Origin of the sequence: Paraburkholderia sp. 35.1 (assembly GCF_050436525.1) — a bacterium.
In the GTDB taxonomy this organism is placed as follows: Bacteria; Pseudomonadota; Gammaproteobacteria; order Burkholderiales; family Burkholderiaceae; genus Paraburkholderia; species Paraburkholderia tuberum.
The window spans coordinates 981,835-998,359 of record NZ_JBNDMJ010000003.1 but is presented as its reverse complement, the minus strand read 5'-3'; the positions used below and the strand labels follow the sequence as shown (position 1 = coordinate 998,359).

The following is a 16,525-nucleotide window of genomic DNA, read 5'->3' as shown; positions in this document are numbered from 1 at the left end:
TCACGCGTCGGACACAGTCACCAAGCTCCGCGCGTTGATTGGCCAGATGGCCCCAGAGCGAGACGTCTGGCAACCTAGCCTCGCTTCGGGTCAAGCCCCTCATCGCATGCCTGCGACCGTCCACTACATGAGCTTGGCGCCGACCTCGTCGCAGATAGTTTCCACAATTACCGCCACTTCGTGCAGGAAGGAATTCCGGTCCGGCGAGGGAGTCACGTCCGGAATCGGCGCCGCGCGTTCGTAGATACGTTCGCCGATGATCGAGGCGCGTGCGTAGCTGGAGCCACGTCCCGACTGATTGAACGCCGACTGCCATTCCGGCATCCGCTCTACCCGAACGCGGCGGGTGGCGAGGTCCAGCGTCTTGGCAGACAGAGCGTTGGCTAGGCCGTCGAAAACCTGCTGTTTGTGCTCGTCGTCAGTCGGCTCTGCAGGGTCCCACCGGAGCGGGTTCTGCAGCAGTACATACAGCCGGTCCTGAAGTTGCTTACGGAGATCCGCGACCGGTTTGAGATTGTCGTACTCATCCCCGAGGCTTGGCGTGCCGAGGCGCCGGCTCAACGCCCATATGCGCTTCCAGTGCTCCTTGCCCACGCCGGGCTTGTAGGCGAGCCCCAGGCGCGGCCACCACGCATCATGGAAGCTTTCGGCAGCGTTCTTGACGGCCAGGACAAGATTCATGCGGTCGTATACCGGCTTTGCGAGCACGGGCTCAGGCTTCTCGACGATGGCATCAATCGCGGCTAGCAGGGCCTGCATTTGACTAATGGTCCGCTTGTGGGCTTTCTTCGTGGCATTCAGGTCGTCGTCGATCCCGCCGACAAAGAAGCAGGCATCCTGCAGGCGGCCGCGAAGGGCACGTTCCGCGAACGGGCCAAGCTCCTCTCCAATCGAGGCGAGCACGTTCTCGGCGGAAGCTAGGACGTGCTGCTCACGATCTGCCGCGTTGCGCAGATTATCGCCCTTGACCTCGTCGAAGTGCGTGAACACGAGCAACAGCTTGCTCGAATTGCCCGAGGTGATCATCTCTTTCATGGCCGCAACCGGCGCGGCCTGCATCGGCTGCACGGCGTTATCGACGAGCACGATGGCATCCGTCGACTCGATACGCCGTGTCAGGGAAGTCGAGATGGCAGCGACCGACTTGGGTGTATGCCCCAGGCCTTCACCATCGAGAAGCACGAGCTTGGGCTGCTGCGCATCGTTCCATGCTGGCAGGAACGCACCTGACACGCGAATTCCATTCACCAGCGGCGTTAGCAGGCGTCCGAAGCGTGGGGCGTGATTGCTGGAGAAGCGCGTAACCGTCTTGATGAAGGTCTGACGGTCGTCCGTCTCCCATGACCACGACTGCGGCCAGCCTTGCTTGTTGCGGCGTACTGTGCCATCGGTTAGTAGCGAGAAGCGAAGCTCGATCTCGTCCATGAGCTCGTCACTGATGCGATGGAACTCGTCGTCCTCACGAAGTCGGCGATCAAGCTCCTCTTCGAACAGCTCGTCGACGACCCGCTGATCTTTCTCGTCGGTTGCGCCCAGCTCGGTCTTCAGTTGATCGCCGTGGCGGGCCGCAATTGCACGCGACGCTAGCAACGTCTTTGTCAGCAGCGCATAGGTGGTGTCTAGATCGATCGCGCAGTCGGCAGCGGTCTCCTCGATCTGCTCAGCGGCGACGTCCTCGTCGTCCTCGTCGTCGGTGTCGGTGGCCTGAGGCCCGTTGCCGAGCACGTAGTTGAAGCGGAACCGCTGGTTCACATGCATCAACAGCTTGCGTAGCACGTCACCGTCGCCGTTGCCCCGGTAGGCAGAGAGGACAGCTTCCGAGATGCACTCGTTCAAATGCTCGCGGACTTCGTCGATGGGGAAGAAGGTGACCACCGCCTTGTACGGACCCGGCGCAAGCACAACCTCGGTCTCGTGTACCGTGGTCTTTGCCGTCGATGTCGACGGAAAGCGCTCGGTCTCCGGGTTCGTGCCGATCAACTGACGTAGCAACGTCGTCTTGCCGGCGCCAGTAGTTCCAAGAAGCAGCGCCCGTCGATAGTCGGAATCCTTGGACGTGGGTAGAGGGATGATCGACTCGCGGATTGCGCCGAAGTCGTTGTGGTCCGGCTCCATGCCGTGATAGAAGATCTCCACGACTCGCGGGGGAAGTCTCTTTTCGGCCACTGCCCTCGCCGGCAAGCTCCAGAAGCTCTCATCTGACAGCAGCTCGTTGAGGTGATTCTTCAGATCGTTAGCCTCGGCCTCGTCGGATGTCCCGAGCCCCTGGCGGACCCGCAAGCCCGCCTTGCCAGTATTCGGGTCAATCCGAATCGGGTGGCGAAAAATCACCGCCCATGCATTCCGGCCCTGCGACCGGCTCAGGGTCGCCACAAATCGCTTCTCCATGCCGCACCTCGTTGTTCCGTTGTTGTTCCGCGGCATGGATCTTAGGAGCGCCACCGCGGGTTGTCAATCAATTTCGGAACAACGGTGGAACAACGGTGCGCCAAACACATAAGGGGCTTGGAAGCAGTCGTCACCGACCGCGCCGCGCCGCGTGCGGATCGCAGCGTGTTACTTTTCTTCCTCTTCGTGCGGGACCCGCGTTGTAAGGCCTGTTAACTGCGTTTCGTGCCCCAAGCGACAAATACTTTTCCTGCCCTCAAGAGACGAGAGAACCTACGACCCTTCTGCGCGCGGGGCCCCGTAAGCGCAGGTTCGAACTGATCTTGCGCGCCTATGTCCCGGGGCCGGAAATGATCGACGGGTACTGGGCACAGCCTGCCATAGTGTCTAGGTATCGCCTATTCGATCGACACCCAGCCGTCCATAGGCTTGCCCATCCACATTGGCCCCGCAGTGACAGCTTGAATCCGCCCAGGGAAGCGGTCGCTGAGGTCGCCCCGGGTCGAGAGGCAGCTAAGGGTCGGGAGTACGCCCTGCCGACTGGCCGCTTTCAAGCAGCGGAATTCCACTGGCCGCTTTCCAGCGATGAGTTCGAAGAGCGGACTGACGCGGCCCGACCCGGAGCAGCCGTTTGAGTCAACGCCAATAGAATGACCGCTTGCAGAGCACATGCGTCATTTGGTCATGTACTTGACTTGGCTCGTAATCGTCCTTGTTCGACGGTGTCGTGCGCGCGGTCCAAGGTGTCATAGAGCTTGCCCAAGCGGTCGGGGCGCTCAGCCTTTTGCTAGACAGACACTTCTCTTGACGTCAACCAGCTCTGCCTCCCGATTCGGTGCTGTGCCCGTGCATCATTCGGTCGCTTCGATTTCCACTTCCACTTCGTCGGCCTCAATCTCGGCCTCGGTTTGAGCTTGAAGTTCAGCGATCGCCGCACGCAGCGGTTCGTAAATCGTGATTTCGCCTCCCAAGATCTCGAAGGTCACCGCGAGCACGTAGCGCGCAGTCGAGTCCGGGTCATAGCTCCAGCCTTGATGGCCGACCACAGCGATGCAGAAGTGGTCGGGCAAGCTATTCGAGCGAACGACGGCCCAGTCCTTTTGCACTGTCCCGCTGTTGCGCTTGAAGTCCCTAATTAGACCGTCCTGCGGCTTGTCGTGCAGCACCCAAGGCAGCGTCGAGCCAGGCAACGGTGCCTCGCCGTTCGTCGCGTCCTTCATGGCACGCACCCGGAAGTCGTGCAGCCCTTCGCCCAGCTTGCTGGCCTTCCAATCGACCCATGTCGAAAGATAGCGACGCAGATTGCGTCTCGTGCGCCGCGGCTGCGCGACGTAGGAGAGCGTCACATCGACGCGGATGTCGAATTCATCGGCCTGCCCGCGCAACTCGGCCGGAATCGGCACCTGATAAATGTGGCATTCGCCAGCGTGAATCTCAGTGTCTCTGCTCGTGATGAGCGTCGTTCGGTGATCCGTGTTCGTGGTGGCCCGCGCTTCGTCCGGTATGCCAAAGCCCAGGCATCGGAAGGCGCTTGACGCTGCGGCGAACAAGGCCTGCTTTTCCGCTTGGGGCATGTTCTGCGGTGGATTACGCAGACGCGACAAGATGTCGTCAGCCCAAGTCGGCCATTGTGCCGATTGCACAACGAGGGCGCGATACAGCAGCGCAGGTTCCGCGGGCAATACGCGCTGGATCTGGGCCGCAATGCGCGCCACCTTGGGCGTCGCGTAGGACGTGCCGGCGGCATCGCGATCCGCTGCAGGCCCGGGCCCATGCAGCGTTGACCGGACGAGGTTGGGACAAGCCGTGGGGATGCGGCCGCCGGCCTGGATGTCGGGCGGCGCGTTGTTCGTCCGAACGGCGTCACCGCCATACTCGACGACCTCGGGCTTGATGACGTTCCAGATGCCTGGACCAGACCGCGAAAACGCCGAGGGGCCTGCGGGCTGTGTGGCGAAAGTCCGCCATGCGCCCAATTCGGCGGTATCGTAAGCGATTGATCCGACGGTCAGCGCCTGCAGGCTCTGGCCGGGATTGGCAATGCGAGCCGCGTTTTCTTCGAGATACGCAGGATAGTCCCGGCCGGCACTCAGGTGGTCGGCGATGCCGAGAAAGGGGGACGTGCCCTGCAGCGGCAGATTGCCGGCGCTTTGCACGACGAGAATGTCCCGCTCGTTGCACAACTGGTCAATCTCTCCGGCCCAAGAGGACATGTAGCGCGTGCGGCAGTAGCCACGCGCATTGATCGAGTGGTTAAAGATGCGAGTCTGGCGAGGGCCATCGTTGAAGCGCTCTACGGCCTTGCGAAGCGCCTCTGGAGGGAACAACTCGACGGGCATCGCGTTCTGTGCGTCCAGCACGCGGGCGTTTTGAATCCAAAACGGTAACTGAGGTGCACCTTCGGCTGGCACGTCCTCGCCGTACAGCACCGCGCCTGCGATGCGTGTGCCATGTCCGCCCGGCGCGACTTCATCCGCGATGGCCGTTGGGGCTTCGCCCGGCAGAAAGCAATGGGAAGTGGCTTGGTCAATGCCGGGCTGAAGCAGGACATGGGCTTCTTGAATGCCGCTGTCGATGACACAGACGGTGGGCGCGTCCGCGTCGGGGGCGACCGGCGTCACTGCCGGCTCCGCTTGTACGCCCTGCTGGCCTTGGTGCTGGGGAAGAGCGATGTCTTCCGGCTCTACGACCTCGAAGATGTAGGGGTAGTTGAGGACGAAATCCTTGAGCCCGCTCCCCGAGATCTTCAGCCTGACCGTGAAGCTGTCAGGGAGAACGCCTGCATCGAAATCAGCGCTGTCGGTAAGATGCAGAATTTCTGCTTGGTAGAACTCGGTGAACCTCTGAATGGAAGTCTCGCGTTCGATCTTGATGTCGTCCCACTCGTTATAGGCGCTGGTACGCTTTTCCGACCACTCGAACTCTTTCGCCGCCCATTGCGCGTCCGTCGCACGCTTGCCGCGGGTAGGGCGAGGAGGAATCTCCTGGGTGCCGGCGCAGGCGATGCCGATATCGACGATGTAGAGCTGATCGTCGTCGATATTGCCCCATGACGCCATGAGATGTTCGGAAAGGATGCGGCCCAGCCGGTCTGTTTGGTTGGGGTCGTCGAACAGCATGTGGACTTCGGCGATGGTCGCCGAGCCGTGCACTGTGACGGCAAAGCCTTGGACCATGGTCCGGAACGCGGCGAGCTGAATGTCTTCAGACGCCACGATCACATAGCCTTCTTCCTGCTCCGCTACGATCTCAAACTCAAACTTGGCCCGGAGGGCGTCGAGGTCGAGGCCGGTGTCAATCTGCAGTAGGATGGGAATGCCTGCTGGGATGTCCGGCAAGGTCTGCCCGACGGCCTGGCGTTGTGCCTTGCGTGCCTGCCAATTCGCGCTGAGCGCTTGGGCCGCCGCGTCGAGCGCGGCGCTGTGCGCTTGGCGCTGCACACCTTTGTTGGCTAGCGTTTGCGGCGAAGGGTCGCCGCCCCCGCGCAGGCGCGCCCTGCCTTGATAGCGAAGGAGTAGGGGGAAGGTGTTCAAAGTTGTGCGCTCCCGGCATGGATTACGCCCTCTGCGCTGCGTCGTGCCGTTGCAGTTCTTCGACGGCCTTCAGGAGCTTGTCTTGCGACAAGGATTTACGGCCGGCCAGCACGGCGGCCTTCGCGGCGTCCTGGGCCGCCTTCACGACCATCGCTGCCGATGCACCTTCGAGCTTGGCTATCAACGGCTCCCAAGCGATGGACCTGTCCAGCCACACACTGGATAACGTCAGTTTCAGGAGCTTTTCAACCTCGGCTGCGCCTGGCAACGGGATGGAGAAGACATCGTCGAAGCGCCTAAAAAGCGCAGGGTCCAAAGCTGACTCCAAGTTCGTTGTCGCCACAAGCAAGCCGGGTGCGTCGTACTCCTCCATCAATTGCAGCAGCGAGTTGACGATGCGTGAAACCTCGCCGATGTCTTTGGAGGCCGTGCGCGATCGTGCGATGAAGTCGCATTCGTCGAGCAGCAGCACGCATGGCTTCTCTCGGGCACTGCTGAAGATCGATCGCAGGTTCTGAGCCGACTCTCCGAAGAACGAAGAGATCAGAACGTCGAAGCGCACCTTCATCAGCGGCAAGCCCGTGTTCCAAGCGAGCCGCTTAGCCCCTAGGGATTTGCCGCAGCCCGGAGGGCCGTAAAGCAATACAGTCTTGCGAGGCCTGAGCCCGAAGGTGCGAAGCCGATCGCGAGCAGCGTACTCCGCTTCGATGCGCGCGAAGCGTTGCTCGACCACTTCAGGCAGCACCATGTGATGTTCAAGCTGATCGTGCGGTATCAGGGTGGCCAGACTCTCGCCATGGCGCCGGCTTAACGGAAGCTCTTTAAGCGTGCGATCAACGTCGGGCGTCGACAGCGGCGCGGCAGGCCGCTTGGGCTTGGGCTGCTTCAGGATAGCCTCAAGCTGTTCGGCAAGCCGGACGTGCCCGGTTTTGCGTTCCGCTTCGACGATCTTGCCGGCCAGCCGGTCTAGGTCCGTTTGCGAACCATCGGCGATGGCTCGTACCACTCTCTTCAGAATATCGGCATTCATGCGATTTCACCCTTTCTGGCCAGCCGTCGGATAAGTGCTAACACACCAACAGGCTGCACTCGATGGCTACAGGCCGGATTGTACGTTTGCGCCCTGACCCGGCGTTGTGGGAGCCCCGCAGTCACGCGATGACCTCTAGGCCGCGCTTTTGAACCAGGTGCAGCAACTTGAGTGCCGTGCCTGCTGGCTTCTTCTGACCGATCTCCCACTTCTGAACTGTCGATAGACTTGTGTTGAGTAGGCGCGCGAAAACCGCCTGGCTGACATGCGCGCCTTCACGGATGCGTTTGATCTCGGCAGGCTCCAAGGGCTCTACTGGTGGTAGCCAGAGCGGATCGAATTCGCGTAGCGTGATCTGATCTAGTCCATTTGCCTTGTGCAGGCCTTTGGCCGTTTCACGCGCAGCTTCGATAACGGGTGACCTTGTCTTGTGCATTGAGACCTCGCTTTATCCCCTTATCGGTACGCAGCCAAATAACACTCCGTACTTTATAAGTATAGCACTCAGTGCTACTGGACCGAAAACTCAGTTTCCCATGACCACGCGATGCCAGATGTCCGTCGCGTCGAGTTTCGTCAGTCCTTTGGTCATCTACCTCAGCATGGCGGACAGGCGTTGGCTTCAGCCGTTTGCTACGAGAGTGGCTCTCGGGCACCGGCAGGCGTCGTGCGACGTCGAAATGGGGGCTCCAGCTAGCGCGCCGGCGAAAGTCATCGGCATTGACACTGACGCCATAGGCGAGCCACGCGAGCGCTAGATCATAGCTTCGTCAAATCCAGATATTGCCGGGGCATCAGGAGAAATCGGCGAAGCGATTACGCTTGAGATGTCGACAGAAACGAGGCGTGGGGGACAGTTTCCTGGAGCGTTCTTCAAGGAAATGGTGCTCGTCGTTTCTACGAGCAACTTGGCTTCAGGCTCGCCGCTGAGACAACGATCAAGCGACCTTGATCTGGCATGCGTGAGCGCAGCCATCAACAGCGTACACGGGAGTTCGCTTGTCTGCTTTCATGATTGAACAGCCGTTCGAATGACCGTCCTATGGGATGGTTCAGTGGCAGGTATTGGCCGATTGGGTGAGGTCGTCAACGGCCGCTTATTGGCATTCCAGTTAGCAAAACCTGAATTTGGTTGACTGACCGGTTTCGAGGAAGTTATCTGACCGGAGCGGGTCGAACAGGGACCTTCAAAAGTAGCGTCCAGATGCAACAAAGCCGACTGGACGCCGGCTCTGTTGCAAAGGATACGCTTGCACTTTGTGGGTAGAGCATACTTCCATAGGACAAGCCACCATGACCATCACAGATGCACTAGAACAGTTCGGCGGTTTTCATGACTGGTACCTGGATGCGATTGCGACCAGCAAGGAAGGTGGCGCCGATACACCAAACGTACTAACACTTGGGTTGTACGATGAGAGCCGGCGCGCGACCGTTACCTTTCTTGGAGTGACGCGAGCAAGCATCATTGATGGTGGATTGTTGAACATCGTCAATTCGATTGAGGTGTTGAAACCCGGTGATGAGGCATACGCCGCGGCAATCGAGGTACTCAAGAAATCCGCGCATTTTGGAAAGCGCCGTGCCGACCATATCGCATACGTTTTCTCAACAGTTGGCGCTGAGATTGCCGTCGAATTTGAGACGCTCGAAATTGACACTGAATAGCCAATTTGTGAGCACTCGCGGACCAGGACGCGCACTAGCGTTTCTTCTGCAACTGGGGCGTCTCAACCGAAGCTGGTGTCAAGCCGCGATCTTCGCGCGCCCCGGCACGCGCCGGCGCGCGTCGTCGCGGCGATGCACGCACTTGCCGGCCGCATACGTTTCATACACGGCGCGATCGTCACCGAGCAGCGCGAATGCGAACAGCAGCTCCTCGAGCGATTCGCGCCGCGCGGTGCGGCGCGCGAGCAGCGGCGTCGCCTGCGGATCGAGCACGACGAAGTCTGCTTCCGAGCCGTCCCTCAGCGTGCCGATCTTGTCGCCGAGATCGAGCGCTTCGGCCGCGCCGGCGGTCGCGAGATAGAACATGCGCGTCGCCGTCAGATGATGGCCGCCGAGGCGCGCAACCTTGTGCGCTTCGTTCATCGTCTGCAGCATCGAGAACGACGTGCCGCCGCCGACATCGGTCGCGAGCGCGATCGGCATGCCGGCCGAGTCGGCCTTGTCGAAGTCGAACAGGCCGCTGCCGAGGAACAGGTTCGAGGTCGGACAGTGCGAGGCGAGCGCGCCGGTTTGCGCCATGCGCTTGCGGTCCTCGTCGTCGAGGTAGATGCAATGGCCGTACACCGCGCGACGGCGCAAGAGCCCATAGTGATCGTAGATGTCGAGATAGCTGCGGTGGCCGGGGAATAGCTCGGCGACCCATTTCACCTCGTCGGTGTTCTCGGCGACGTGGCTCTGAACGAACACGTCCGGATGCAGCCGCGCGAGCGCGCCGCATGCTTCGAGCTGCGCCTCGGTCGAGGTCGGCGCGAAGCGCGGCGTCAGCGCGTACATCTGGCGGCCGCGATCGTGCCAGCGGCCGATCAGCTCGGCGCTGTCGTCGTATCCCGATTGCGCGGTGTCGCGCAGGAACGCGGGGCAGTGGCGGTCCATCAGCACCTTGCCCGCGACCATGCGCAGATTGCGCGCTTCGCTCGCGGCGAAGAGGGCGTCGGCGGATTCCTTGTGCACCGTGCAGTACACGAGCGCGGTCGTCGTGCCGCAGGCGAGCAGTTCGTCGAGGAAAAAGCTCGCCGTGTCGCGGGCGTGCGCGATGTCGGCGAAGCGGCGCTCGGTTGGGAACGTGTACGTGTCGAGCCACGGCAGCAGACCCGGCGCCGGCGACGCGATCATGTCGGTCTGCGGATAGTGGATGTGGGTATCGATGAAGCCCGGCACGATCAGCTTGTCGCGCCGCTCCACGACCTGCGTGCCGGGCGCGAGCCGCGACGCGAGCGCCGCATACGCGTCCGCCGCGACGACGCGGCCGTCTTCCACGATCAGGAGACCGTCCTCGTGAAACACCACGGCGTTCGGCGCGTGCGCCGGATCGCCGTTGAAGGTCAGCAGAGGGGCGCGGAATGCCGCTTGCGCCGCCGCTTGCGCGGTATGAGCCGATTCAGTCATGGAAAAGCTGTCTCCGAATGTTGAAAGCTGGGCGGCGCAGGCAGCGGCAGCGGCTTCCCGGTTCGGGTCGTTGCCGTTTGCCCGAACGAAGCGAAGCCGCCGGCCGCCGGCGTCGGTCGAGGCCCGTCAGTTGAAATCCGTCGGCGCGCGGCTCAGTGCCGCCACTCAGTGCCGCCAATACGCGTCGAGCTTAGCGATCAGCATGGCGCGTTCCTCGGGCGTCACGAACGACGCCTCGAAGCCGTTGCGGATGATCGTGTAGACCTCGGCGTCGTCGAGCTTCAGCGCGTCGATCGTCGCCAGATAGTTTGCGTTCACGTAGCCGCCGAAATAGGCCGGATCGTCGGAATTGACGGTCACCGCGACGCCGCGATCGAGCAGGTCTTTCAGCGTGTGCCTGGTCAGGTCGTCGAACACGCACAGCTTCAGGTTCGACAGCGGGCACACGGTCAGCGCGACGCGCGTATCGGCGAGACGCGTGACGAGCGCGGGGTCCTCGATGCTGCGCACGCCGTGATCGACGCGGTCGACCTTCAGCACGTCGAGCGCCTCGTAGATGTAGGACGGCGGGCCTTCCTCGCCCGCATGCGCGACGAGCTTCAGACCGAGCGCGCGCGCCTTCGCGAACACGCGCTCGAACTTCGACGGCGGATGGCCGCGTTCCGACGAATCGAGCCCCACGCCGATCAGCCGATGCTCGTACTGCTCGAACAGCGGCAGCGCTTCGTCGAAGGTGGCGAGCGCATCGTCCTCGGACAGATGGCGCAGGAAACACAGGATCAGCTTGCTCGACATGCCGCGCTTCTCCGCGTCGGCGAGCGCGCGTTCGATGCCGGCCACGACGGTCGCGATCCGCACGCCGCGCTCGGTATGCGTCTGCGGGTCGAAGAAGATTTCGCTATGCACGACGTTGTCGGCGAGACAGCGCTCGACGTAGGCCATCGTCATGTCGTAAAAGTCCTGCTCGTGCAGCAGCACGCTCGCGCCCGCGTAGTAGATGTCGAGGAACGATTGCAGGTCGGTGAACGCATAGGCGGCGCGCAAGGCTTCCACCGAGTCGTAGGCGAGCTTCACGCCGTTGCGTTGCGCGAGCGCGAAAATCAGCTCGGGTTCGAGCGAGCCTTCGATGTGGATATGCAGCTCGGCCTTCGGTGCGCGCGCGGTTTTGTCGGCGAGCGTAACGGGGGAAACAGGGGTAGCGGTTGTCGGGTTCATCGTGGTTTGGAATTGTGTGTTGGGTAACGAGTGGCGCCGGCCGCGTATCAAACCGCCTGCGTCGGGTGGCGCGCACCCGCGTTCGCCTCGACGGCCTGCAACACCTGCGCGGCCGCCGAGATCGCGATGACCTCGGGCGACTTGTCGACGATGCCGTCGACGCCGAGCGGACATTTCATCCGCGCGATCCGCGCCGGATCGATGCCGCGAGCCGCGAGCCGATGCTCGAACTGCTTGCGCTTGGTATGCGAGCCGATCATGCCGAAGAACGCGAAGTCGCCGCGCCGCAGGATGCGTTCGGCCAGTTCGAGATCGCGCGCGTGGTTGTGCGTCATCACGACGAAGTACGTGTTCGGCGCGGCCTGATCGATCGCCTCGTCGGGCGCGTCGTTCGCGTCGATCCTCACGTTCGGCGCGTGCAGCGCATCGAGCGACGGAAACTGCGCGTCGCGCTCGTCGACCCAGCGCACCGTGCAAGGCAGTGTCGCCAGCACGCGCACGAGCGCCGCGCCGACGTGACCGGCGCCGAACAGCACGACGGCGAATTCGCCCGGCGCGATGGTTTCGGTCAGGAGCGCGCTGCTGTCGTCGAAACCGGCGCCGTCCCACAGCAGACAGTCGGCGCCGTCGATGCCGGGCTCGGGCTCGGACAGCATCACCGCATCCGGCGCGGGGCCGAATGATACGCTGCGCACCGTCGATTGCCCCGCCGCGAGGCGCTTGGCGAGCGACGTGAGCCAGCCGAGATCGCCGACGTCGAGCCGCTCGAACGCGAGGATCACGGCGCCGCCGCAGCACTGGCCGAGGCTCGGCCCCAGCGCGAAGCGTTCGAGCCGCCGCATGTGGGGCGCGCGCATGCCGTCGCGCAGCACCTGGCGCGCGGTCTCGATCGCCTTCCATTCGAGGTGGCCGCCGCCAATCGTATGCTTGGCCGCCTCGCGCGTGACGATCATCTTCGTGCCGGCTTCGCGCGGCGCCGAACCTTCGACGCGCGCGACCGTCACCAGCACGGCGGCGTCGCCATGCGCGAGCAGATGTTGCAGGTCAGTGAGCCAGGCTTGCATCCGGCGATTCTCCGTGGGGGGCCGCGTGGGGCGTTTGCGCGGCGGGTTGCGTGTTTGTGTCGGTGCTATCGGGGTGCGCGGCGGCTTCGGTCTGATCTGCGTTCTGCGACGCGTTCATCGCACTCAACGTGTCCAGCGCATCAAGTATCGCCTCGGGCGTCGCCGGCGCGCGCAACGGCGGAGCATGTCGCGCGCCCGGCACTGCGGCCGCGATCGCGTCGCGAATCGCGAGAAACACCGAAAACGGCAGCAGCAACGGCGGCTCGCCGACCGCCTTCGAGCGGAACACGGTCGGCTCGGCGTTGCTGTTGTCGTAGAGCCGAACGTGGAACGCGGCGGGCGTGTCGCTGACCGCGGGAATCTTGTACGTCGACGGCGCGTGCGTCATCAGGCGGCCGTCGCGGCTCCACCATAGCTCTTCAGTGGTGAGCCAGCCCATGCCCTGAATGAAGCCGCCTTCGATCTGGCCGAGATCGATCGCCGGATTGATCGACTGGCCCGCGTCGTGCAGCAAGTCCGCGCGCAGGAGCTTCCACTCGCCGGTCAGCGTATCGACGACGACCTCCGACACCGCCGCACCATACGCGAAGTAATAGAACGGATGACCGGTCAGCGACTTCGCATCCCAATGCACTTTCGGCGTCGCGTAGAAACCGTCCGACCACAACTGCACGCGCGCGAGATACGCGGCGTTGACGATCTGTTCGAACGGCAGCGCGCCGCCGTTCACCGACACGCTGCCGCGCGCGAACTGCACGTCGTTCGCGTCGCCACCGAGCTGGCGCGCCGCGAGTTCGGCGAGCCGCGCGCGGATCGTCCGCGCGGCGGCTTCGGCGGCCATGCCGTTCAGGTCGCTGCCGGTCGAGGCCGCAGTCGCCGACGTGTTGGCGATCTTCGAGGTATCGGTCGCGGTCACCCGGACGCGCGATAACGGCAAGCCGAACTGATTCGCGACCACCTGCGCGACTTTCGTGTTGAGCCCCTGGCCCATCTCGGTGCCGCCGTGATTGACGAGCACGGAGCCGTCCTTGTACACGTGCACGAGCGCGCCGGCCTGATTCAGGAACGGCACGTTGAACGAGATGCCGAACTTGACCGGCGAAAACGCGAGGCCGCGTTTGAGCACGGGACTCTTCGCATTGAATTCGGCGAGTGCCGCGCGACGCGCGCGGTAGTCACTCGAATCTAGCAGCGCGTCGGTCAGCGGCGCGATGATGTTGTCTTCGACGCGTTGTCCGTACGGCGTCGTATCGCGTTCGCCGACGCCGTAGTAATTCGCGAGCCGCACGTCGAGCGGATCGAGCCGCAGCTCGCGCGCGATGCCGTCGAGCAGCACCTCCATCACGAGCGCGCCTTGCGGTCCGCCGAAGCCGCGAAACGCGGTGTTCGACTGCGTATTGGTCTTGCAGCACAGCGCGACGATATCGACGTCGGACAGGTAGTACGCGTTGTCGACGTGGCACACCGCGCGCGTCGCGACCGCGCCGGACAGATCCGCGGAATAGCCGGCGCGCAATGCGATTTCGACGCGCACGCCAAGCAGGCGGCCTTGCTCGTCAAAGCCCGCTTCGTACTCGTAGACTGCATCGTGGCGCTTGCCGGTGATCAGAAAGTCGTCGTCGCGATCGGCGCGCAGCTTGACCGGGCGACGCAGGCGTTGCGCCGCAAGCGCGGCCACGCACGCGAACAGCGCCGATTGCGATTCCTTGCCGCCGAAGCCGCCGCCCATGCGCCGGCATTCGCAGACGACGTTATGCGCGGGCCAGTCGAGCATGTGCGCGACGACCTGCTGCATCTCGCTCGGATGCTGCGTCGAGCTGTAGACGAGCATGCCGTCCATTTCCTTCGGCACCGCATAGGCGATCTGGCCTTCGAGATAGAACTGCTCCTGACCGCCGACCTCGAACCTGCCGGCCAGTCGATGCGGCGCGGCGGCGATCTTCGCGTCGGGGTCGCCGCGCCGCAGATGCAGTGGCGGCAGCACGAACTGCTTTGCGGCTTTCGCATCGGCGACGGTGAGGATCGCGTCGAGCGGCTCGTAGCGGATCACGTCGTCGCTTTTCGCGAGCGCGGCGGCGCGACGTGCGAGTTCGTGGCTCTCGGCGATCACCGCGAAGACCGGCTGGCCGAGATAGAGCACTTCGCCGTCGGCGAGGATCGGATCGTCGTGCAGCACCGGGCCGCAATTGTTTTCGCCGGGGATATCGTCGGCGCTCAGCACCGCGATCACGCCGGGCGCGTTTCTCACGGCGTCGAGATCCATCGACACGATGCGCGCATGCGCATGGCGCGACAGGCCGAGCGCCGCGTGCAGCGTGCCGTGCAGCTCGGCGATGTCGTCCGTGTAGGTCGCTTCGCCGCTCACGTGCAGCGCGGCGGATTCGTGCGGCAGCGGTACGCCGATCGACGCGTCCTCGCGTTGATCGGCACGCGCGCCCGCGGGTTCGATAAAGGCATCGGTCCGGTTCATCACGGCGACTCCTTCACGACGGCTGCGTTGGCCTCGAACGCGAACGCGTTCACGTCGCAGAGCGCGAGCGGCGCGTCGTCGCGCGTTTCGAGGTAGAAGCGCCACAGCAGATTGCGCGCGACCCTCAGCCGATACGCGCTCGACGCGCGCATGTCGGTGAGCGGCTGGTAGTCGGCGGCGAGCGCGTCCATCGCGCGACGGGCCGTCGGTTCGTTCCACGCCGCGCCGTTGAGCGCGGCTTCGGTATGCGCGGCCCGCTTCGGCGTCGCCGCCATGCCGCCGAACGCGACCCGCGCCGCGCGGATCGTGCCATCTTCCGCGACGTGCAGCGCAAACGCCGCGCACACCGCCGAGATGTCCTGGTCGTAACGCTTCGCCACCTTGTAGGTGCGAAACCGCAGCGCGTCAGCCGGGCGAGGCACGCGCAGCGCGCTGACGAATTCGCCTTCCGCGAGCGTGGTCTTCTGATAGCCGAGGTAGAACGCGTCGAGCGGCACGTTGCGGGTCGTGTGATCGCGGCGCAACTCGACGTCGGCGCCGAGCGCGAGCAGCGCCGGCATCGAATCGCCGATCGGCGAGCCGTTCGCGACGTTGCCGCCGAGCGTGCCCGCATTGCGGATCGGCAGCGATGCGAAACGCGTCCATAGTTCGGCGAGTTCGGGGTAGTCGGCGGTGAGCGCCGCGTACGCGTCTTCGAGCGTGACCGCCGCACCGATGGTCAGCGTTTGCGCGTCGCGCGCGATCGTCTTCAGTTCCGCGACGTTGCCGGTGTACAGCAAGTCGCCGAGATCGCGGAACTGCTTGGTGACCCACAAGCCGACGTCGGTGCTGCCCGCGACGATGCGCGCGTCCGGGTGCTGCGCGCGCAGCGTCGCGAACGCGTCGAGCGTGAGCGGGGCGTGGAAGGTGGGCGAGCCGAAGGCGGCGCCGCGGATGCCGGGCGCGCTGTATTCGAACGTGTCTTCGCGTTGCAGTGTGCGCAGCGTGGTCGCGATGGCCTCGCGGTCGAGCGCGACGCGCGGATGCTGCGCGTAGTCGAACATCTTCTGCGCGGCGTCGATGATCGGCCGGTAGCCCGTGCAGCGGCACAGATTGCCGGACAGCGCGGCGTCGATTTCATCGCGGGTCGGCAGGCCGGCGCTGACGGGCTGGTTCTCGTAGAGCGCCCACATCGACATGACGAAGCCGGGTGTGCAGAAGCCGCATTGCGAACCGTGGCAGTCGACCAGCGCCTGCTGCACCGGATGCAGCGCGCCGTTCGCGGCGCGCAGGTCTTCGACGGTGAAGAGGGCGCGGCCGTCGAGTGTCGGCAGGAACTGGATGCAGGCGTTGACCGCCTTCAACGTGAGGTCGCCGCGCGCATCGAGTTCGCCGATCACGACCGTGCATGCGCCGCAGTCGCCTTCCGCGCAGCCTTCCTTGGTGCCGGTGCAGCGTAAGTCCTCGCGCAGGTGCTGCAGCACGGTGCGCGTCGCCGGCACGCCCGCGACCTCGCGGACAGACCCCTGGTGGTAGAAGCGGATGGTTTGCGTTGTCATGGCGAATCGGAAGACAGTGCGGACCGGGCGCGCGTTACGCATGGGGTCGCAAAAAGCCGGCCTCGCGCACGTAGATCGCCATCCATACCCGAAGATAGCACTACCCCGGCCCGAAAACATTTCCCGTGTCGCATGAAGCTCATGCGGCGGCGGTCATGATCCGGGTACGATTC

At 63.8% G+C, this 16,525-nt stretch carries 10 protein-coding genes; 1 reads left to right on the top strand and 9 read right to left on the bottom strand.

Features of this window, described 5'->3' with window-relative positions:
- Positions 1-123: 123 nt before the first annotated feature.
- From OKW27_RS24570 to OKW27_RS24555, 4 genes are all read right to left on the bottom strand, one after another.
- The gene (locus OKW27_RS24570) at positions 124-2,388 is read right to left on the bottom strand and encodes a hypothetical protein (RefSeq protein ID WP_429335143.1); all 2,265 of its coding nucleotides are present in this window, start codon (positions 2,386-2,388) and stop codon (positions 124-126) included.
- 851 nt (positions 2,389-3,239) lie between these two features.
- Positions 3,240-5,921 carry a S8 family peptidase gene (locus tag OKW27_RS24565; RefSeq protein ID WP_429335142.1) on the bottom strand — a complete coding sequence of 894 codons (2,682 nt, stop codon included), beginning with the start codon at positions 5,919-5,921 and terminating at the stop codon, positions 3,240-3,242.
- Between the two features lie 22 nt (positions 5,922-5,943).
- Positions 5,944-6,951 (bottom strand): AAA family ATPase, encoded by a 1,008-nt coding sequence (locus OKW27_RS24560; protein ID WP_429335141.1) that lies wholly within the window; start codon positions 6,949-6,951, stop codon positions 5,944-5,946.
- Positions 6,952-7,072: 121 nt separating this feature from the next.
- The gene (locus OKW27_RS24555; RefSeq protein ID WP_429335140.1) at positions 7,073-7,387 is read right to left on the bottom strand and encodes a helix-turn-helix domain-containing protein; all 315 of its coding nucleotides are present in this window, start codon (positions 7,385-7,387) and stop codon (positions 7,073-7,075) included.
- Positions 7,388-8,244: 857 nt separating this feature from the next.
- Between OKW27_RS24555 and OKW27_RS24550 the strand changes: the two genes are divergently transcribed.
- Positions 8,245-8,619 carry a hypothetical protein gene (locus tag OKW27_RS24550; RefSeq protein ID WP_429335139.1) on the top strand — a complete coding sequence of 125 codons (375 nt, stop codon included), beginning with the start codon at positions 8,245-8,247 and terminating at the stop codon, positions 8,617-8,619.
- Between the two features lie 78 nt (positions 8,620-8,697).
- On the opposite strand, the gene guaD is transcribed toward OKW27_RS24550, so the two are convergent.
- From guaD to xdhA, 5 genes are all read right to left on the bottom strand, one after another.
- Positions 8,698-10,065 carry a guanine deaminase gene (gene guaD / locus OKW27_RS24545; protein ID WP_429335138.1) on the bottom strand — a complete coding sequence of 456 codons (1,368 nt, stop codon included), beginning with the start codon at positions 10,063-10,065 and terminating at the stop codon, positions 8,698-8,700.
- A 165-nt stretch (positions 10,066-10,230) separates the two neighbouring features.
- Entirely contained in the window at positions 10,231-11,280 is a 1,050-nt protein-coding gene (locus tag OKW27_RS24540; RefSeq protein ID WP_429335137.1) for an adenosine deaminase, read from the bottom strand.
- A gap of 47 nt (positions 11,281-11,327) precedes the next feature.
- Positions 11,328-12,344, bottom strand: a complete 1,017-nt coding sequence (xdhC, locus tag OKW27_RS24535; RefSeq protein ID WP_090801362.1) for a xanthine dehydrogenase accessory protein XdhC — start codon at positions 12,342-12,344, stop codon at positions 11,328-11,330.
- Positions 12,325-14,814, bottom strand: a complete 2,490-nt coding sequence (gene xdhB, locus OKW27_RS24530; RefSeq protein ID WP_429335136.1) for a xanthine dehydrogenase molybdopterin binding subunit — start codon at positions 14,812-14,814, stop codon at positions 12,325-12,327. The genes xdhC and xdhB overlap by 20 nt, the downstream gene beginning before the upstream one ends.
- Positions 14,814-16,352: a xanthine dehydrogenase small subunit gene (gene xdhA, locus OKW27_RS24525; RefSeq protein ID WP_429335135.1), complete on the bottom strand. Its 1,539-nt coding sequence runs from the start codon at positions 16,350-16,352 to the stop codon at positions 14,814-14,816. Before xdhA ends, xdhB begins: the two co-directional genes overlap by 1 nt.
- Between the last annotated feature and the right edge of the window lie 173 nt (positions 16,353-16,525).